This window comes from Vibrio sp. M60_M70, from assembly GCF_037162085.1.
Classification (GTDB): Bacteria; Pseudomonadota; Gammaproteobacteria; order Enterobacterales; family Vibrionaceae; genus Vibrio; species Vibrio diabolicus.
In genome coordinates, this window is sequence record NZ_JARLUL010000001.1 from 1,833,372 (window position 1) to 1,852,340 (window position 18,969).

Genomic DNA, 18,969 nt, shown 5'->3' on the forward strand with positions numbered 1-18,969 from the left:
ACAGTCATGAAACGTGTATTAATGTTCGACGCCATCCCAATGCAAGGTGGTTCTAAAATTGCGAATGCAGAGCTCCTCAAACAGTGCGATAAACTGAACGTAATTGGTTATCTGCTGACCACGAATCCAGAGCATTGGGAGTCACTACTTAGCGATACGCCTCGTGTGCAGATTATCAAAATCAAACCATCACCACTGAGCTCCACTCATGGCCTCACTTACTGGTTAATGAACGCGTATTACTTTATCCAACTGATTTTTGCGTGCATGAAACTACCAAAGATAGATAGCTTTTTAGGTCTATCTTGCCCAAGTAATGATATGCCTTTGTACTTACTAAGATTAATCAGCAAAAAGCCTGTGGTACAAATGGTTCATGGTCCAATTGGTCGTTCAAGATCTTCCGGCTACTGCTTGGTAAAAGCATCCGCAATTTATTACTTGGCAAACACCCGAGAATCGATGCTAGAGGCCTTACAGGTTTACCTCAAAACCGAGAAGCCAGCCACTGAACGCTATTGGTGTGGTTTGAATGCTTCTACGTTTGTTAACGGACTATCGAGAGACCGCTGGCCAAAACAAGCAAATCCGATTTCAAACCGCGTCTTCTGGGCAGCTAGCTTACTAAAATGGAAGAACATCGATCTTTTTCTTGATGCTTTAACACTTGATAAGACAAAAGAGATCAAATCTACCGTGTGTTACATCAAACCAAATGTGACAGGTGTGGAATATTCAACACCAGATTTCACCACAAAAGGTGTTGAATGGCATGAATGCCCAGATAACCTCGGTGACCTACGCTCTCAGTGTGGTGTGTTTGTTTCCACCAGTGTTAACGAACCTTTTGGGTTATCCATTTTAGAAGCTCTCGCAGCCGGCATGTGCATCGTCATCCCACATGATGATAGCTACTGGGATCGCGTATTGACGCATGGCCGCAATTGCATCAAGTACACACCAAACAATGTGGCGTCGTTACATAACGCAATTCGCCTTTTGAATGAGTCTCCATGGATGAAAGTGACAATGGGTATCGAAGCACTCAACGTTTCTCAACTTTATACGGCCGAACGTTGTTATCTGCCAATCGCTCAGCATCTTGCAGCAGAATCCGCACCGAATGGCGATTGTAAACTCAAAACACCGCGATACATCAAAGGATATGACCATGTCTAAAGCAATGACCAATATGTCGCTGTTCGCTATCGCGTTAGTGATAAACAAAAGCATCAGCTTAATCATGCTGCCTGTATTGCCCCACTTTCTCTCACCAGAACAAATGGGCAAGCTTGAACTGCTTACCACCTTTGGCGTTGTCACAACCTTATTCGTCAGTTTCGCTTTGCATGAAGCGCTGTATCGATTCGTAGGGGTTGAAAAGGATCAAAATACGCGCACAAGCCTTCTAAACCAGCTGTACTCACTTGCTTTGTTCATCGCTGGCATCGTGGCTTTATGCCTACTCGCTATCATTATGCTCGCGCCTATTCCTGCACCTTTTACGCGAGTCGAGTTTGCTATTGTTATGTTTGCTATCGTTCTAGAAGGCAGTATCGCAATCGGCACAGCTTGGTTGAGAACACAGGACGACAAAGCAAGAACCCTACTTAACGTCATGGTGACTACCACTGTTTTTCAGGTCATTTTCATCATCACGGCGCTGTCTGTTCACCCACATGTTATTTCTGTTTTATGGGGTGGCTTGTTGGCTGCTATTACTCAGTTTGTCTGGCTGCACATCATTAACCGCTACAGCATGACTCTGCCAAGTATGACAGTGGCGAAACAATACCTAAATTACTGTCTGCCAATGATGATGGCTGGATTGGTTGCGTTTTGTCTCAATGGCGCTGAACGCTGGTTCATAGGCGCGAACGCCTCACTTGCGACCTTAGGAATTTACGCGATAGCCGTAAAATTTGCGGTTGGCATGTGTATTTTAGTTCAGCCATTTGGCATGTGGTGGATGCCACGTCGATTTAATTACCTAGAAGGTCGTAAGAGTACAGAAGCTGTGCGCATCACTCATCTAGGCATGATTTACATTACAGGTTTAAGTGTTGCAGTCGGCACATTAGCAATGGTGATGATCACTTACCTGTTACCAGAAACCTATCATGAGACGGTACTGTTCAGCTTGTTCTTACTGCCTATCGCTATGCTAAAAGAGTGGAGCGAGCTCATTAATATTTCCATTTTGTACAAGCGTCGTACTCGCTGGTTACTGGGTATTAATGTCGTCTCAGCATGCGTTGCAATTGCTTTGCTGTTTGGCCTATCGTCCCTGGGTATCTATGGAGTTTTCATTGCGCTTTATTACGCTCAACTGTGTAAGCTTGGCCTTACTTATGTGGTAGGCCAACAATGCATGCCGTTGCCTTTTCACCTAAGTCTGATGGTTTTATTGCAGATTATCTCCGGTGTGGCACTGTTCCTGCTTCACTCTTCACAATCAATAGGCATCGCCATCGCAATTTGCATTTTGACATGCACTTTGCTGGCAGGGATAGCCACTCGCTATATGAGTAAAGAGACGCTAAATGCGCTCACTCGATACATGGTGAAATGGCGTGGACAGGTGAAGAGATACTCGTTATGACTGAAACCAAGGTGAGAAGAAAACAGTCCATCGCAGCGCTGACGATTACCGTCTGTATCGGCCTGCTTTGGATTGTTATGCCTCACCCTATTTTGATCGTCGCACTATGTTTCGCCCCGCTGGCTTTACTGTTCGTTCTCAACCAAACGTTTTGGCTTGTCACGCTGTTCGTTATTTTTTCATTCTTCCGCATTCATGAAGCGTTTCCCGTTATCTATAACTTTAAGATCCCATTGCTACTATCATTGGGGGCACTGGCCGCACTTGCTTTCCACCTTTTGATAAGTCGCCAGCTTGCGGCTTTTTGGCACCCTTCATTAAAATGGTTGTGCATATTTTGGGGGCTGGTGATCATCGGCATCGTCTTCGCCTCCAGTCGTGACATTGCCATTACAGTTTTCAAAAATACCTATTGGAAAATCATCATTATGACATTGGCGATCACCTGGCTTATTACCAAGCCTGCTCAGTTAGCACAAATGTCGAAAGCGATAATTTTCGCCGGATTGTTGATTGGTTTAGTCGCATTACAAAACGCAGCGAATGGCATTGATTTAGTGGAAGGGACGCGCGTATCGATTGGACGCTCCATAGGTTCAGTGCTCGGCGATCCGAACGACTTGGCGCTGGTATTAATGTTTCCCCTCGCCTTTACCGTTAGTCAGTTGATGGAGAAACGTTCACCTAAGCATCTCCGACTCTTCGCACTTGTTACCTGTTTGGTATTGTTTTTTGCGATTATTGAGACACAAAGCCGCGGGGGCTTGTTAGGCTCTCTATCGGTATTTGCGTACTTTGCCTTTAAGCATATCAAAAGCAAAACGTTAGTCTTAGTACTAGGCGCCGTCGCAGCCATCGTACTCTACGCATTTGCTGGTATCTCAGGGAGAGAATCGGGTGGCGCAGCCGAGGATGGTATAGATGCCTCTGCGATGGGACGACTTTACGCGTGGGAAGCCGCATTTAAAATGGCTCTCCACCATCCGTTAACTGGGGTTGGGCTTGATAATTTCTACTTCAATTACTATTTCTATAGCCCTCACTGGGACGGTATCAATCACGCCGTACACAGTACTTGGTTTGGCGTATTAGCAGAAACGGGGTTTGTTGGACTCGCCGTGTTCATTACATTGATTGTGTCATTGATTCGAACCTCTTTGCATTCTATTTCACTACTGACGCCAACATCGGATTACACCCTATCTGTTGGAGCAAATGCAGTCTTAAGTGGGCTGATCGGGACCATCGTATCAGGCACCTTCCTCACTCAAGGTTTCACTTGGCCAATATACATTCTGGCGGCATTAACGGTAGTCGTTAGTCGAATCGTTCAAAGTGATTGTCAAAATGAGAAACCCTAATTTCAAATACCAACAGAAAGCCCAATCACCTGTTTTATAACAAATAAATCCTTGGCACGTATTGTGATTACTCTCTTGATTAGTAATCAAATAACAAAGACTCAAGGAGAGCCACATGACAGACATCGTAGTATTTGGAGAAGATTTTGGCGGGTTACCCTCCTCCACTCAACACATTGTCAAACGACTAGCAACGAGCCACCGCATCCTTTGGGTTAACTCAATCGGTCTTCGTCAACCGAGGCTAACCACGAAAGACATGCAACGTGCGTTAAACAAGCTCACTCGTGTATTTAATAACGCTGGATCGCATAAGCCAACGTTAGAGTCTGCAATAAACCCAAATATTCACACCATTAACCTACTCACTATTCCTGCTCCAAGCTCTGCGCTGGTAAGAAAAGTAGCGGCTAAGATGATGAAATACCAGCTCAATAAACAGTTACACGCTCTTGGTTTTGATAAGCCTATATTTTGGACATCGCTCCCGACGGCAGCAGATGTTTGTGCGGAAATGAATTCACGTGGGCTAATTTACTATTGTGGCGATGACTTTAGCGCTTTAGCTGGTGTTGACCACGACACGGTTGCCAAGCATGAACGTACACTGGTTAAAGCGGCTGATGTGATTTTTACAGCAAGTGACAAACTCGCCACTCAATTTACATCTGGTAAAACCGTCACTTTGCCTCACGGTGTCGACTTTAGTCTGTTTTCTGAGCCAGCACCTAAGGCTGAAGATTTTCCTAATAATGGTCGCAAAGTGCTGGGCTTTTATGGCAGTTTGTCTGAATGGTTAGACTACGACTTAATTGCCCAAGTCGCAGACCAAGCGCCTGACTGGGATCTCGTGTTCATCGGCCCCAACGAGTTCAGTGATAATCCGCTTCCACAAAGAAGCAACATATACTACCTGGGCCCGAGAGCGCATCACACTCTGCCACGTTACTCCCAACACTGGGATGCCAGTTGGTTGCCCTTTGTTGATAACGCTCAAATCAAGGCATGTAATCCGCTTAAACTTCTTGAGTACTTGGCAACAGGAACCCCTGTTATCAGCACACCCTTTCCCGCATTAATGCCCTACAAACATATGCTCCATGTGGTTCAAGATGTCGAAGACGTGCGTGCCAGTCTCGATCACCTCCTACCACCACCGACAGATTCAAAGTCATTTGTTCAACAGCAAAGCTGGGAAGCAAGAGCCAACCAAGTTGATAAATTAGTGAGGGCGCTATGAACGATTTAAGAGAAAACCTCAGTGTACTGTTACATGGTGCTTGGAGACGTCGCTACATGATCGTTATTCCTATGCTTGTATTGCCTGTGCTGGGTTTCATCGTAAGTAAACTGGTTCCGACGACTTATGTCGCTCATACAAGTATGCTTATCCAAGAGACAGCGAAAATGAACCCATTCCTTCAAGATCTTGCCGTCTCAACCATGCTGAAAGATCGATTGAGCGCACTCAGTACCTTGCTAAAAAGCCGACATGTTTTGTACTCAGTTGCCAAAGAACAAGCGCTGATTAGTGACGAAATGAGTGCCAAAGAGCAAGAGTTCATCATCAAAGATCTCGCGTCGCGTTTGTCTGTTCAGCAGCTTGGTAAGGACTTCATTCAAATCCAACTACGAAGTGGCAAACCGAATGGCATGGAGTCGATGTTACTCTCCGTCAGCGAACATTTTGTCGAACAGCTTTTAGCTCCTGAACGATCTTCAATTAAAGATTCAAGTCACTTTTTAACCATCCATATTAATAAACGCAGAGAAGAGTTGGATAAAGCAGAGCAAGCGTTCGCGGAATACAAGAATACTTACTCTCACGCGACGCCTGAAATGCAAGCACAAAGCCTGACTCGTCTGGCAAGCCTTAAACAAACCTTGGCAGAAAAAGAAGCGGAGCTTGCTGGTGTTACCCGAAGCCTAGGTAGTTTGGACCAACAACTTTCTAAAACCAACCCGGTTATCGGTAAGCTTGAAGAACAAATCATAGACATTCGTAGTGAGCTCACTTTGCTTCGCGCCAAGTACACTGAGGCGCATAGCATGGTTCAAGGCAAGCTACGAGAGTTAAACCGCTTGGAGCAAGAGCGCTCAGTACTATTGAACTCTAAACAACCGGAATTAAACAGCGCCCAACTTTGGGATATCGCAAGCAATACCACCGTAAACAGTCTTGGAGAAGCTCAGCCTCTTCTGGTCTCTCAGCTTCACCAACTGCAAATTATGCGCGGACGCTTTGAAGCCCTCACAGAAGAAACAAATAGCTTACGAACAATGATTCAAGAGTTAGAAAGTAATGCGCATCGATTTGGTAGCACAGCAACAGAAATCAACCGCCTAGCTCGTGATGTAGCGGTAAAAAGAGAAATGTATGATGACCTTGTAGAGCGTTATGAAATGGCTCAATTAACTGGTTCACTTGGCGTATTTGAAGAGAATAAACGCGTGAAAATCATTGATGAACCTTTCACACCAACCATTCCGTCTAACTTACCTAGTTTTGTGTTTGTCATTTTAGGGTTTATCGGTGGCGCGGGTTTGGGCATTGGATTAGCGACGATACTTGAGTTAGCCGATAACTCTATCCGCTCTAAAAGAGCATTAGAAAAGCACCTTGGCGTTCCTGTGATCACCACTCTACCTAAAGTGGTATACGGAAGCTAACAGCCGTTAACACTCCATTACAAGCACTCGTTCAGAGAGTGCTTTTCTTTTTGTGCTTATTCTAACTCCGTGTAAGGTTTCCACTAATATGAATCTCAAATTGAGAATAAACATAGCCCTTCATATGCGTTTACATTAACCCCATGTTTTTAAACACTTAATTTATTGGCACGCAGTCTGCAATTCCTAAATAAACAAAGAACTCAACGAGGGTTTGAGAATGGAATTCAGACAAAAACAAAATAGCAGTCAACGCAATAAAAAAGTGATATTACACGTCGTGCAGCACTTAGCTCCTGGCGGTTTGGAAACGCTCGTATTAGAGATGCTTCGTTTTGCGCAACCGAATCATTCCGTGTTTGTCGTAAGTTTAGAGGGAAGCAAAGCGCAAACACTGCAATGCTGGTCAAAACTCTCGGCCTACCAAGGCCAACTGCACTTTCTCAATAAGAAACCTGGATTCAGCGGGACAACCATCAGTACGCTGACTTCCATGCTCAAAGGACTTAAGCCTGATGTGGTCCACACTCACCATATCGGTCCACTCTTATATGGTGGGATTGCGGCACGCTTAGCGCAGGTGCCAGTAATTATCCATACTGAGCACGACGCCTGGCATCTGAATAACAGAAAGTCAGCTCGACTGCAGTCCCTACTGCTAAAAATGATTCGTCCACATGTGGTTGCCGATGCGAACTTTGTTGCCGAACAAATCCAGACAAAACTGAATTACCGCAAAGTCTGCACCATTCACAATGGAATCGATTGCCAGAAATTTCAAAGCGGTAATCAAGCAACCAAGAGAAACTTGTTTGGGCTTCCAGCCAACAAAACCGTGATTGGAGTGGCTGGACGTTTAGAAGCAGTTAAAGGCCATAAAGTGCTTATCGAAGCCTTCTCTCATCTTACGCCAAACACACATCTAGCCATTGCTGGAGATGGTTCTCAGAGAGCTCAATTGGAAGCACAAGCTAGAACGTTAAAACTTGAGGATCGCGTTACCTTTTTAGGCTTGGTCGACGATATGCCCAGCTTTTACCAAAGCCTCGATTTATTTTGTTTACCGTCGCTTCAAGAGGGTTTCCCCCTCTCAACACTAGAAGCTCAAGCATGTGACATTCCTTGTGTCGCAACCGATGTTGGTGGCGTGAAAGAGACGCTCTGCCCGATTAACAGCACATTGGTTGAAGCCAACCGAGTGTTCTCTTTGGCGGAAGCTTTGTCGCTGCAATTGAAATCAACCCATGGTTCTCCTCGAACTTTTATTCTCAAACATTTTGATATCAGAGACATGGTGAGTCGCTACTCACGCTTGGCCAAGGAGGCTAGCTATGAATGATTTACTTTGGATTACAGGTTTTGGTTTATCCGCATTTTTGATTGTCTATCATCATGTTGGTTATCCATTGCTACTTAAATGGCTTCCTTTAAAACAGCAAAAAACCACAGCACCATTTGTAGAGCGAGCTTACAAAGCCTCTCAAACAGACAGTCAGTTACCATCTATTACTGTCATCGTGCCCGCCTACAATGAAGAACAATGGATAGCAGAAAAGATCCGCAACCTTGCGAGCTTAGATTACCCAAGAGATAAATTGAAAGTGGTGATCGCCTGTGATGGCTGCACAGATAACACAGCCGAGATTGCTCAAGCGACGATTCAAGAAGCAATCTGCTCCGATACACTGTTCATCATTAATGACCACCAAGTCAATCGCGGTAAAGTTGCCCTACTCAACGAAGAAATGCGTCATGTTAGCTCGGACATTACCGCACTGAGTGATACATCGGCATTGATTTCTTGCGATTCTCTGTTACTAGCTAGTCAGCATTATCAAAATGAGAAGGTTGGAGTGGTTAACGCGACATATCAAATAATGAGTACCGATAACCAAGGTGAAGCAGCGTACTGGCAATACCAGTCTCGAGTGAAGCACCAAGAATCCTTGCTGGGTTCAACGATTGGTTCTCACGGTGCGTTTTATACATTCAGAACCCACCTATTTGAACCACTTGAAGTCAGCACCATCAATGACGATTTTATTCTCCCTATGAGAATCGTTTTGCGAGGCTATAACGCTATCTACGAACCTAACATGCTAGCTCTTGAACTCGAACAAAGCTCAGACGACGCAGACTTCAAGCGACGCCTAAGAATTTCAGCGGGTAACATGCAGCAGCTCATGCAATTAAAGAAATTACTGCTACCTCGCTATCGTGGCACTGCCTTTGCATTTCTATCGGGAAAGGTTCTGCGCTTAGCAACACCCTATTTGATGATTGTTTGCTTGGTTTGTTCACTGCTACTGGCACACAACCCGCTGTTTCAAATAATGCTGCTCGCTCAAGCCTGTGTTTATGGTATCGCACTTGTCACTTACTTGGTGCCTGCACTTAACACAGTCAAGCCTTTTAAACTGATTAGCTACATCGTCATTGGCCATCTCGCCAATTTCATCGGCGGTATGAAGTATTTGCTAGGAATGGAAAATGGACGTTGGAAACGCGTCAACCAATAAGGAAAGCATCATGAAAAACTCACGCTACGATTCAAATGTATGCCACGCGAAAAGAACGTTTGATCTACTGGTTGCAATGTTTATTTTGCTCGTCACTGCACCACTATTCCCATTTATCGCGCTAGCTATAAAAATCACATCAAAAGGCCCAGTGATCTATCGTCAACTGCGTGTTGGGCGCTGTACACCCGAAAAAATGGATCTTTTTCAAATCATGAAGTTTCGCACCATGTATATTGATGCGGAGCAACGCTCCGGTGCAGTTTGGGCAACCGAGAATGATCCTCGAATCACGCCAGTAGGACGTTTTTTACGTAAGACGCGTTTAGATGAGTTACCACAGCTGTTTAATGTGTTGAGAGGTGAAATGTCCATGATCGGGCCACGTCCAGAGCGCCCTGCTTTCTACCAAAAGTTGGAAGATGAAATCCCTTATTTTGTAGAACGCACATATGGCGTATTACCAGGAATTACAGGCCTAGCGCAAGTTAACCAAGGCTACGATGCTTGTATTGAAGATGTACGACGTAAAGTTGGGTTTGATCACAGTTACGCACTAAGCTTAGGTTCGTTCTACTCTTGGATTTCAATGGACCTTTCAATCATGAGCAAAACATTCGTTGTGATGATTGACGGACGAGGTCAGTAAACCCCTGGTTCTGGTAACGGTCACTCTTGCCACTGGCGTCGCATCTTTTCGATGGTCGCTGGTGGCACATCATGAATGCTTTGATACGCTCCGCGACACACCTTAACTTCCACCTCAATGCGCTTCTTCACGCAGTAGTCCAAGTAACGCTTCATCTCCCAGTGCCGAACAAACGTATTACTCACAATCACGACTTTCCCTTTGTTCAACCACTCTCGAGTTTGCTGAAAACACCATTCGTGCGCTTGGGGTAATTCAGTTGGGTTAAAGTGATAATCACCTTCATCATTTTCAAAATACATGTCAGCTTCAAAATGCTTAGCACCAAGCTCTATCGCCAGTTGCTTTGCTAAGGTTGTTTTACCTGAACCTGGAAGTCCACGAATAAGAATGAGTTTCGCCAGTGACATAATGCTGTTAAATGAGGTGGGAATAAGCCCAAACTGTAACGGAATTATTGAAAAAGAAAAGTAGAAATAAAAAATGCCGAACGCATTAGGCTCGGCATTTAAATTCAATAGTGGATAGTGCTTATTTGTAAGCTGACAGTTCGGTTCTTAACCCTTTAACCAAGCTTACACACATCAACAACAGAACAAAGGTAAACGGTAATCCCGTTGCAACCACACCGGACTGCAATGCTTGCAAGGCTTCTTTGCCACCAACCCAAAGCATAACGGCTGCAATTGCACCTTCAATACAAGCCCAGAAAATACGCTGTGGAATTGGTGCATCAATCTTACCACCCGCAGTGATACTATCGATAACCAGTGAGCCAGAGTCTGATGATGTAATAAAGAACACCAGAATCAGCACGATAGAAAGCATTGAAATCACTGAGCTATACGGTAGCGCATCGTAAACATGGAACAGAGTCAGTGAAATATCAGTTAGACCATTTGCACCTAGCTCACCGACTTTATTCACCACTTGGTCAAGCGCGATACCACCGAATACAGACATCCAAATCAAGGTAACGACAGTAGGAATAACGATCACTGCGAACAGGAATTCTCGAACCGTACGACCTTTAGACACACGCGCGATAAACATACCAACAAACGGTGACCAAGATACCCACCAAGCCCAGTAGAATACCGTCCAGCCGTGCATCCAAGTTTCATCTTCACGACCGTGAGGGTTGCTCAACGGGATAATATTTTCAATGTAAGCCATTGTTGTGTCGCGTAGCGACCCCCACGCCGTATCAAACGTGATAAAGGTAATGAAAATAAGCAGGGCAAACGCAACCACCATATTGACGTTACTCAGTAGTTTAACACCACCATCAATACCACGAATTACTGATAGCACCGCGATAAAGGTAACAAAGGTGATCACAATCATTTGTGTACCAATGCCGCCTTCTAGACCAAAGACATGGTTAATACCACTGGTCGCCTGCTGAGCACCGAGACCCAGCGAGGTTGCAAGACCAAACAGCGTGGATAAAACGGCAAGAATGTCGATAACATGTCCTAACCAACCCCATGCTCGGTCACCAAAAATTGGATAAAACGCCGCGCGCAATGAAAGCGGTAAACCTTTGTTAAAAGCAAAAAACGCAAGTGCTAGTGCAACGAGTGCGTAAATACTCCAACCATGCACACCCCAGTGGAACATGGTGGCACCCATCGCGAGAGATTTCGCTTCTTCTGTGTATGGCACTGCGTTCAGTGGCATTCCCCACCAATCAGTGAAGTACGCGGTCGGCTCCGCCACACTCCAGAACAGAAGGCCAATACCCATACCAGCAGCAAAGAGCATCGACAACCAAGAAACGGTTGAGTGATCCGGCGTTGCTTCTTTGCCACCTAAGCGGATTTTACCCAGCGGAGAAAAAAGAAGAGCAACAGCGAATAATAAGAAGAAGTTTGTCGACCACATAAAGAACGCATCAAACTGTTCGATAATTCCGTTTTTCAGACCGTTTAATACATCACGAGCAGTGGTTGGCTCAACAAGAAGAAGTGAAATTAGACAGAAAACAACGAGACCCGCACTGATGCCAAAAACGGGGTTATGTATGTCGAATCCCCACTTTTGAACGTTGTCCTGTCCAACCTGATAGTCTGTTGTGTCGATACTATATTTTTTAAATGCATTATCCATAAATACAAATTTAACGTGAATTTGAAACGCCCCTCAGGTGAGAAGAACTCCAATACCGCCCTCCATTAATTTGAACTCTAAAGTTTTAAAGCGGGGCGAAGTTTAGCAGTAATCACATATTTTTGCAAAAAATCGCCATTTATTGCATTTTTGGCTCAGTTAAAGGCAGATGAGAACAAAGTAATATCAACACAAAAATTATGAGGTCTAACGATTGATTCTATCGTAATTTGATCGTTCGAAAAGGACTGGAAATACTTGCGCTCTGTGGCTTTATCATTGATGGACGCGTAAATTGAGATAAGTAACACTGACTTGGTTTCAAAGCTAGCGATGAAACCAAGTCAGTAAAGTTTTCATATAGACTGAGTATTATAGGAAATGGAAGGTAATATTCCCCGTCACACTGCTCACGGTGTCACTATCGCTGTCAATATCCACGCCAAACGCTTGATAGCTTGCCCCAATAGAAACATTATCGAGCAAGAAGTATTCGGCACCGACACCATACATGTAGGAGACACCATCATCTTTATCTAAATTTCTCAGTCCGCCGTCATAATCAATATTGAATGCATTGATGCCACCTTTGGCATAGACATGAAGCGGCCCAAAGTCGATGCTTGGTTTCGCTGCTAAATAGAATGAATCAAAATCAGCACTACCCCTGCTGCCACTCAGTGATAAATCCACTTTGCCGTGATTAAAGTAACCTGCTTCAATGCCAATGAATGGCAAAATACCAGTACCTACATGAATACCGTAGGTTGTATCGTTTTCGCTATCGATATCAGATTGACCGATTTGACCGCCAGCGTAAATCCATGAGTCAGCCATTGCTGATGTTGAGCACAACGTTAGAGCTAATAACGAGAGTGTTTTTTTCATACTATCCCTTCCTGAGCGATTCCTAAGCGAAACATTACGCAAATATGCGCATTTAATCGCCACTATATATTGGAAAGCATGAGCATTTTAAGATCCAAAAGTGAATAATTTATGTTCAACTTTTGTTTTGTGACTTCCAGACAAAAAAACACCGACATAAAGTCGGTGTTTTTCATATGGGTGTTAGAAAGCTAGACGCTTATAGGAAATGCAGTGTTGCATTAACAGAGAACGTGCCGATATCGTCTTTACCCGCCGTGTAGTTCATGTAGCTAGCACCAACAGACATCGGACCAAAAATGAAGTACTCAGCACCTACACCGTACATTAGATCCAAATCGTCATCGTCTTTGCCACCTTTCACTTCTTTGTCCCACTGGTGGAAGCCACCTTTTGCATACACATGCAGTGGACCAAAGTCGATGCTTGGCTTAAGTGCTGCATAGTAAGACGTTAGCTTAGTGTCTTGACCATTTACGTTAAATTCACCGTGTTGCGTTACACCAGCTTCAATACCAATGATAGGTAGAATACCTGTACCAACGTGAACAGAGTATGATGTATCCGTCTCACCTTTGTAGTCAGACTGACCTACTGTTGCACCACCGTAAATCCAAGAATCTGCCATTGCCGCAGAAGATGCGCCAAGTAGCGCCACTGCTAATAGAGTTTTTTTCATCATCTACCTTTACTCTTTATTATTCCCACGTCTGCATAACTCAGTCGTTGGTACTACAAATAAAGGGAGGCGAACCATTGCCTCCCAGAACTAAAAAATAACGCTTATTGAGTTACTAGCAATTAGTGTACCAGTAACCTCATACGCGATAATTGCAAATCTGACGCTATTTTACTGGTTGATTAGCAAGCATCAATCGCGTTTTTGACTCGTTTATCAGAAACAGGATAAGGAGTGCCTAATTGTTGAGCAAAGTAACTCACGCGAAGCTCTTCAATCATCCAACGCACTTCTTTTACGTTTTCAGGAATGGCCACGCCTTTCGGGATCTTGTTCAGCAACTCTTTATAGTCTTGAGTCACAGATTCAATCTTCAGCATGTGTAAACGATCTTTGTTTGGATCGATTGGCAACTTCTCCATACGACGCTCTATCGCACGCATGTAGCGAAGAATATCCGGCAAGCGTTTCCAGCCACATTCCGTCGCAAAACCTTTGAAGATCAAGCCTTCAATTTGTGCTTTGATATCCGACAGAGCAAACGCCATTGTGAAGTCGATTTTGCCTTTTAGCTTCTTATTGATGCTGAACGCCGTTGTCAGAATAGTCTCAACCTGTTTCGCGATCTCTACGACGGTATCACCCAGTTCAGCACGAACGTGTTCTTTCAACGCTTCGAACTTCTCTGGCTCCCAAACTAAGCCACCCTGCTCTTCAATAAGCTTATCGACACCACAGGCGATACAGTCATCAATCAGATCAAGCACTTTGCCGTAAGGGTTAAAATACAAACCCAACTTCGATTTGTTCGGTAAGTTAGCGTGCAAATATTTAATTGGAGACGGCACATTCAACAAAATCAAACGACGCTGACCAGCACGCATTGCCGTTATCTGCTCGTACTCCGTTTCGTAGAGTTTGATTTCAACGCTGTCTTTGCTATCAACAAGTGCAGGATACGCTTTTACATCGTAGCCACCACGTTTTTGTTGATACACTTTCGGCAATTCACCGAAGCTCCACGTATGCAGACCTTGCTGTTCAATATCGTCATCTGCCACTTTGGAAAGCGTTTCTTGAACTTTGTCTTTCAAGCTCTCTTTCAATTCGTGAATATCTTTATGTTCCTTCAGTTTGCGATTTCGATGATCAACCGCTCGGAACGTGACTTTCAAGTGTTCAGGCACCTGTTCCAAGTTCCAGTCTTCACGCAACACTTCTACACCCGTCATGCGGCGCAGTTCTTTTTCTAGCGAGTCTAGCAGCGGCGCTTCCATTGGTGTTACGCGTGCTAAGAATGCATCGGCATAGTTCGGCGCAGGTACAAAGTTCTTACGAATCGTCTTCGGCAGCGATTTAATCAAACTAACAATAAGCTCATGACGCAGACCAGGGATCTGCCAGTCAAAGCCCGCTGGCTCAACTTGGTTTAAAATCGGCAACGGCAAATGCACTGTGACACCGTCACTATCATCGCCCGGTTCAAATTGGTAACTCAACTTGAGCTTCAAACCATTTTGATGCCAGAAGTTCGGGTAATCCAAATCGGTCACATGGCTAGCATCACCCTTGAACAGCATCTCTTTTTCAAAGTTCAGCAGTTCAGGATCTTCTTTCGATGCTTTTTCCACCACGTATCGAAATGTTTACCAGACACTACTTCGGTACCAACACGTTGGTCATAGAAATCAAACAGCTCATCATCATCCACCAAGATATCACGACGACGAGATTTGTGTTCAAGCTCTTCCACTTCTTGCAGAAGCTTACGGTTTTGTTTAAAGAACGCGTGTTTGGTTTCCCACTCGCCTTCCACCAGCGCACTACGAATAAAGATTTCGCGGCTAACGGTCGGATCGATACTGCCGTAGTTCACCAAACGTTTCGGTACGATTGGCACGCCGTAAAGCATGACTTTTTCGTGCGCCATCACCGCCGCGCGTTTCTTCGACCAATGCGGTTCGCTGTAACTGCGCTTGATAAGGTGTTTGGCTAATGGCTCAATCCACTCCGGCTGAATCTTGGCAATGATACGGCCCCAAAGTTTCGAGGTTTCCACCAACTCGGCTGACATTATCCACTTAGGTTGTTTCTTAAATAGACCCGATGCAGGGAAGATATGGAAACGAGCATTGCGCGCGCCTTGATATTCATTCTTTTCTTGGTCTTTCATACCGATGTGCGACAGCAAACCAACCAAGATCGCACTGTGTACACCATGGTAAGAAGCAGGCTCATCGTTAAGTTTGAATTCCATTTCACGCATCGACTGATGAATTTGGAAGTAAACGTCTTGCCACTCGCGAACGCGCAAGTAGTTCAAATAATCTTGCTTACACTGCTTGCGGAACTGGTTGCTAGACAACGCTTTTTGCTGCTTTTGGATATATTCCCACAAATTCACAAACGTCAGGAAGTCCGACTCTTCATGGAAGAAACGACGGTGCTTATCATCTGATGATTGTTGTTTGTCTGAAGGACGTTCGCGTGGATCTTGAATCGACAAGGCCGCTGCAATGATCATCACTTCTTTAAGCGCACCATATTTTGGCGCTTCCAAAACCATACGCGCCAAGCGTGGGTCGATTGGCAAACGAGCTAATTGGCGACCGATGGAAGTCAGGCGTTTTTTCGGGTCTTTTACCTCAGAATTAATCGCGCCAAGCTCTTCCAGCAAACGAACACCATCTTGGATGTTACGTTTGTCCGGCGCTTCCACAAATGGGAAGGCTTGAATGTCGCCCAAGCCAAGTGCGGTCATCTGTAAGATAACCGATGCTAGGTTGGTACGCAGGATCTCGGGATCGGTAAACTCTGGGCGCGACTCAAAATCTTCCTCTGAGTACAGACGGATACAGATACCCTCTTCCACACGACCACAACGACCTTTACGTTGGTTCGCACTCGCCTGAGAAACCGGCTCAATTGGAAGACGCTGAACCTTAGTTCGGTAACTGTAGCGGCTAATGCGCGCCGTGCCCGGGTCGATAACATACTTGATGCCCGGAACGGTTAGCGAGGTTTCTGCCACGTTGGTTGCCAGTACAATTCGGCGACCAGCATGAGGTTGGAAAATCTTGTTCTGCTCGCCCGCCGACAAACGCGCGTAAAGCGGCACAATTTCGGTGCTCTTCAGATTGCGTTTAGACAGTGCATCTGCGGTATCACGAATTTCACGCTCACCGTTCATGAAGATCAGGATGTCACCTAAACCTTCATCGCACAATTCGTCGACCGCTTCGAAGATGCCTTCAAGTTGGTCACGATCATTGTCGTCATCACCGCTTAGTGGGCGGTAACGGGTTTCTACTGGGTAAGTACGACCTGACACTTCAATAATTGGTGCATTGTTGAAGTGTTTTGAGAAGCGCTCTGGGTCAATGGTTGCCGACGTGATGATCACTTTCAAATCAGGACGACGTGGTAGCAACTCTTTCAAGTAACCCAAGATGAAATCGATGTTAAGGCTGCGCTCGTGCGCTTCATCGATAATAATGGTGTCGTATTGATTCAAGAAACGGTCATGCTGAATTTCAGCCAGCAAGATACCGTCCGTCATCAATTTGATTTGGGTATTTTCAGAGATCTGATCGTTGAATCGAACCTTGTAACCAACAAACTCACCCAGTTTGGTTTCCATCTCTTCGGCAATACGGTTCGCAACCGAACGCGCCGCAAGACGACGAGGCTGAGTATGACCAATCAGGCCGAACTTACCGCGACCAAGCTCAGCGCAGATTTTTGGCAACTGAGTGGTTTTACCAGAACCGGTTTCACCCGCGACGATAACCACTTGGTTTTCTTCAATCGCTTTAGCGATGTCGTCACGCTTTTGGCTGACGGGCAGAATTTCTGGGTATTCAATCGTTGGTTTGTAGTTGCTGCGTTGTTCCGCAACCATCATCGATTTAGCAATGTCGAGTGCAATTTCATCAAACACAGCATTACGTGCTGCATCTTTCTTAATTTTGCTCGCACCAGAAATGCGTTTACTTAAATGGAAGCGGTCACGCATCATGCACTGGCTTAACGCTTTGCGTAGAGACGCCGCGCTATTCACTTGAGCCTGAGGTGCTTTATCTTGTTTCGCTGTCGCCTTTTGCACACCATTTGACGGTGTCGCTTGCTCTTCAGCGGGATTCTTTTTTGGGGGCTGTGACGAAGTCAAAGCGTTTCCTATTCTTTTCATTACAAAAACTGCGCGGATTGTATCACACAAGATCTGCAACAAGATAACCGAAACCACATTCAAATTTTTCGAACATGTTCAGCGAATCCCTATACTTTTTAACCAACGTGCCTCGCTTATAATGGCTCCCATAGTCAAAAGCACTTATTTAAGGAATAACCATTATGTCTCGTGTACTAGCTCTAAAATCAAGCATCCTTGGCGATTACTCTCAATCAAACAAACTGGTTGAAGACTTCATCAAAAATGTAGACCAAGACAAGCTAACTGTTCGTGATTTGGCTGCAAACCCATTACCAGTTTTGGACTTCGCCGTTGCCACTGCACTTCGCGCAACGGAAGATCTTTCACAAGAACAACAAGCGGTTGTCGAACTGTCGGATACCCTTATTGAAGAAGTAAAAGCCGCAGACACTTTGGTTATTGCCGCACCAATGTATAACTTTACAATTCCAACTCAGCTTAAAAACTGGATTGATTTGATTGCTCGTGCTGGCGTGACATTCAAATACACTGAAAACGGCGTTCAAGGCCTGATCGAAGGTAAGAAAGCGATTGTCATCACGACTCGCGGTGGTATCCATAAAGATTCACCAACTGACAACGTCACACCATACCTGCGTACCGTGCTAGGTTTCGTTGGTATAACTGATGTGGAATTTGTTTATGCGGAAGCGCTAAATATGGGTGAAGATTTCGCTGCGAAAGGCATTTCTGAAGCGCAGAGCCAACTTGCAGCGATAGCGTAAATTGGCCTAAGTTCAAGAACAAGTAGAATACAAATAACAAGGGATTGGTTCGCGCCAATCCCTTGTCGATCAAAATACCCTAATCGTGTTTAGAAGTTATCTTATTTCTCCCAGAGCGATTCACTTTCTCTAAGTTGTGTAGCGCTTCGTGATAGAGCTTTTCCAAAGACTGCTCGGCTTCGTTTATCATATTCTCAATCATCGCATCAAACGCGACATCACTCGGAATTTCGAGATCGTCTCCAACGTCAACCTCAAGAGAATTGACGTACAACACTAACCATTCGTCACCCTCTAAATGTCCTTCCCCGTGGACGACAAAAAAGCGCTTGGCAAATTCATCGTTGGTACAGTTTATCGCCTCAATTTGAATATTGAATGAGGAGTCGATACTCATGGTGCTCATGCCATCCGATTCATCAGATGCATCACAAACAGCCTTAACTTTGGCACGATACACGAAGGTTCGCGTTGAAAGCAGCATTGTATTATTCATCATTACTCATAATGGGCGATAAAGAAGTCAGTTGCAAATCCGACCTATATGCATC

The 18,969-nt window shown here is 44.9% G+C and carries 14 protein-coding genes and 1 pseudogene; 9 read left to right on the top strand and 6 right to left on the bottom strand.

What is annotated here, in order from left to right; translation table 11 throughout:
• Positions 1-6 precede the first annotated feature (6 nt).
• From P4S59_RS08505 to P4S59_RS08540, 8 genes are all read left to right on the top strand, one after another.
• Positions 7-1,179: a glycosyltransferase family 4 protein gene (locus P4S59_RS08505; RefSeq protein ID WP_337168235.1), complete on the top strand. Its 1,173-nt coding sequence runs from the start codon at positions 7-9 to the stop codon at positions 1,177-1,179.
• Positions 1,172-2,602: a lipopolysaccharide biosynthesis protein gene (locus P4S59_RS08510; RefSeq protein WP_337168236.1), complete on the top strand. Its 1,431-nt coding sequence runs from the start codon at positions 1,172-1,174 to the stop codon at positions 2,600-2,602. The genes P4S59_RS08505 and P4S59_RS08510 overlap by 8 nt, the downstream gene beginning before the upstream one ends.
• Positions 2,599-3,963 carry an O-antigen ligase family protein gene (locus tag P4S59_RS08515; protein ID WP_337168237.1) on the top strand — a complete coding sequence of 455 codons (1,365 nt, stop codon included), beginning with the start codon at positions 2,599-2,601 and terminating at the stop codon, positions 3,961-3,963. Before P4S59_RS08510 ends, P4S59_RS08515 begins: the two co-directional genes overlap by 4 nt.
• Positions 3,964-4,078: 115 nt before the next feature.
• Positions 4,079-5,203, top strand: coding sequence for a glycosyltransferase (locus tag P4S59_RS08520; protein ID WP_337168238.1), 1,125 nt, complete (start codon positions 4,079-4,081; stop codon positions 5,201-5,203).
• Positions 5,200-6,633 (top strand): GumC family protein, encoded by a 1,434-nt coding sequence (locus P4S59_RS08525; RefSeq protein WP_006742947.1) that lies wholly within the window; start codon positions 5,200-5,202, stop codon positions 6,631-6,633. Before P4S59_RS08520 ends, P4S59_RS08525 begins: the two co-directional genes overlap by 4 nt.
• A gap of 220 nt (positions 6,634-6,853) precedes the next feature.
• Positions 6,854-7,972 carry a glycosyltransferase gene (locus P4S59_RS08530; protein WP_253658502.1) on the top strand — a complete coding sequence of 373 codons (1,119 nt, stop codon included), beginning with the start codon at positions 6,854-6,856 and terminating at the stop codon, positions 7,970-7,972.
• On the top strand, positions 7,965-9,152 hold the full coding sequence (locus tag P4S59_RS08535; RefSeq protein WP_006742949.1) for a glycosyltransferase family 2 protein: 1,188 nt from the start codon (positions 7,965-7,967) through the stop codon (positions 9,150-9,152). The genes P4S59_RS08530 and P4S59_RS08535 overlap by 8 nt, the downstream gene beginning before the upstream one ends.
• A gap of 10 nt (positions 9,153-9,162) precedes the next feature.
• Positions 9,163-9,801, top strand: a complete 639-nt coding sequence (locus P4S59_RS08540) for a sugar transferase (protein ID WP_337168239.1) — start codon at positions 9,163-9,165, stop codon at positions 9,799-9,801.
• A gap of 20 nt (positions 9,802-9,821) precedes the next feature.
• On the opposite strand, the gene P4S59_RS08545 is transcribed toward P4S59_RS08540, so the two are convergent.
• From P4S59_RS08545 to hrpA, 5 genes and pseudogenes are all read right to left on the bottom strand, one after another.
• Positions 9,822-10,211, bottom strand: coding sequence for an ATP-binding protein (locus P4S59_RS08545; protein ID WP_046875242.1), 390 nt, complete (start codon positions 10,209-10,211; stop codon positions 9,822-9,824).
• A 121-nt stretch (positions 10,212-10,332) separates the two neighbouring features.
• Positions 10,333-11,913 carry a BCCT family transporter gene (locus P4S59_RS08550; RefSeq protein ID WP_005394224.1) on the bottom strand — a complete coding sequence of 527 codons (1,581 nt, stop codon included), beginning with the start codon at positions 11,911-11,913 and terminating at the stop codon, positions 10,333-10,335.
• A gap of 372 nt (positions 11,914-12,285) precedes the next feature.
• Positions 12,286-12,801: a porin family protein gene (locus P4S59_RS08555; protein WP_253652164.1), complete on the bottom strand. Its 516-nt coding sequence runs from the start codon at positions 12,799-12,801 to the stop codon at positions 12,286-12,288.
• 199 nt (positions 12,802-13,000) lie between these two features.
• Positions 13,001-13,480 carry an outer membrane beta-barrel protein gene (locus tag P4S59_RS08560; protein ID WP_005394221.1) on the bottom strand — a complete coding sequence of 160 codons (480 nt, stop codon included), beginning with the start codon at positions 13,478-13,480 and terminating at the stop codon, positions 13,001-13,003.
• A gap of 182 nt (positions 13,481-13,662) precedes the next feature.
• Positions 13,663-17,498, bottom strand: a pseudogene (gene hrpA / locus P4S59_RS08565) (ATP-dependent RNA helicase HrpA).
• Between the two features lie 335 nt (positions 17,499-17,833).
• Between hrpA and P4S59_RS08570 the strand changes: the two are divergent.
• Positions 17,834-18,418: an FMN-dependent NADH-azoreductase gene (locus tag P4S59_RS08570; protein WP_046875241.1), complete on the top strand. Its 585-nt coding sequence runs from the start codon at positions 17,834-17,836 to the stop codon at positions 18,416-18,418.
• A gap of 79 nt (positions 18,419-18,497) precedes the next feature.
• Here the strand turns inward: P4S59_RS08570 and P4S59_RS08575 are convergent, their stop codons facing one another.
• Positions 18,498-18,917, bottom strand: a complete 420-nt coding sequence (locus P4S59_RS08575; RefSeq protein WP_226977493.1) for a hypothetical protein — start codon at positions 18,915-18,917, stop codon at positions 18,498-18,500.
• Between the last annotated feature and the right edge of the window lie 52 nt (positions 18,918-18,969).

Bases quoted from the DNA above. Each gene is read 5' to 3' on its own strand.
- P4S59_RS08540 (WP_337168239.1), top strand. From the start codon at position 9,163: ATGAAAAACTCACGCTACGATTCAAATGTATGCCACGCGAAAAGAACG.
- P4S59_RS08535 (WP_006742949.1), top strand. From the start codon at position 7,965: ATGAATGATTTACTTTGGATTACAGGTTTTGGTTTATCCGCATTTTTG.
- P4S59_RS08515 (WP_337168237.1), top strand. From the start codon at position 2,599: ATGACTGAAACCAAGGTGAGAAGAAAACAGTCCATCGCAGCGCTGACG.
- P4S59_RS08545 (WP_046875242.1), bottom strand. From the start codon at position 10,211: ATGTCACTGGCGAAACTCATTCTTATTCGTGGACTTCCAGGTTCAGGT.
- P4S59_RS08505 (WP_337168235.1), top strand. From the start codon at position 7: ATGAAACGTGTATTAATGTTCGACGCCATCCCAATGCAAGGTGGTTCT.
- P4S59_RS08530 (WP_253658502.1), top strand. From the start codon at position 6,854: ATGGAATTCAGACAAAAACAAAATAGCAGTCAACGCAATAAAAAAGTG.
- P4S59_RS08510 (WP_337168236.1), top strand. From the start codon at position 1,172: ATGTCTAAAGCAATGACCAATATGTCGCTGTTCGCTATCGCGTTAGTG.
- P4S59_RS08520 (WP_337168238.1), top strand. From the start codon at position 4,079: ATGACAGACATCGTAGTATTTGGAGAAGATTTTGGCGGGTTACCCTCC.
- P4S59_RS08555 (WP_253652164.1), bottom strand. From the start codon at position 12,801: ATGAAAAAAACACTCTCGTTATTAGCTCTAACGTTGTGCTCAACATCA.
- P4S59_RS08570 (WP_046875241.1), top strand. From the start codon at position 17,834: ATGTCTCGTGTACTAGCTCTAAAATCAAGCATCCTTGGCGATTACTCT.
- P4S59_RS08550 (WP_005394224.1), bottom strand. From the start codon at position 11,913: ATGGATAATGCATTTAAAAAATATAGTATCGACACAACAGACTATCAG.
- P4S59_RS08575 (WP_226977493.1), bottom strand. From the start codon at position 18,917: ATGATGAATAATACAATGCTGCTTTCAACGCGAACCTTCGTGTATCGT.
- P4S59_RS08525 (WP_006742947.1), top strand. From the start codon at position 5,200: ATGAACGATTTAAGAGAAAACCTCAGTGTACTGTTACATGGTGCTTGG.
- P4S59_RS08560 (WP_005394221.1), bottom strand. From the start codon at position 13,480: ATGAAAAAAACTCTATTAGCAGTGGCGCTACTTGGCGCATCTTCTGCG.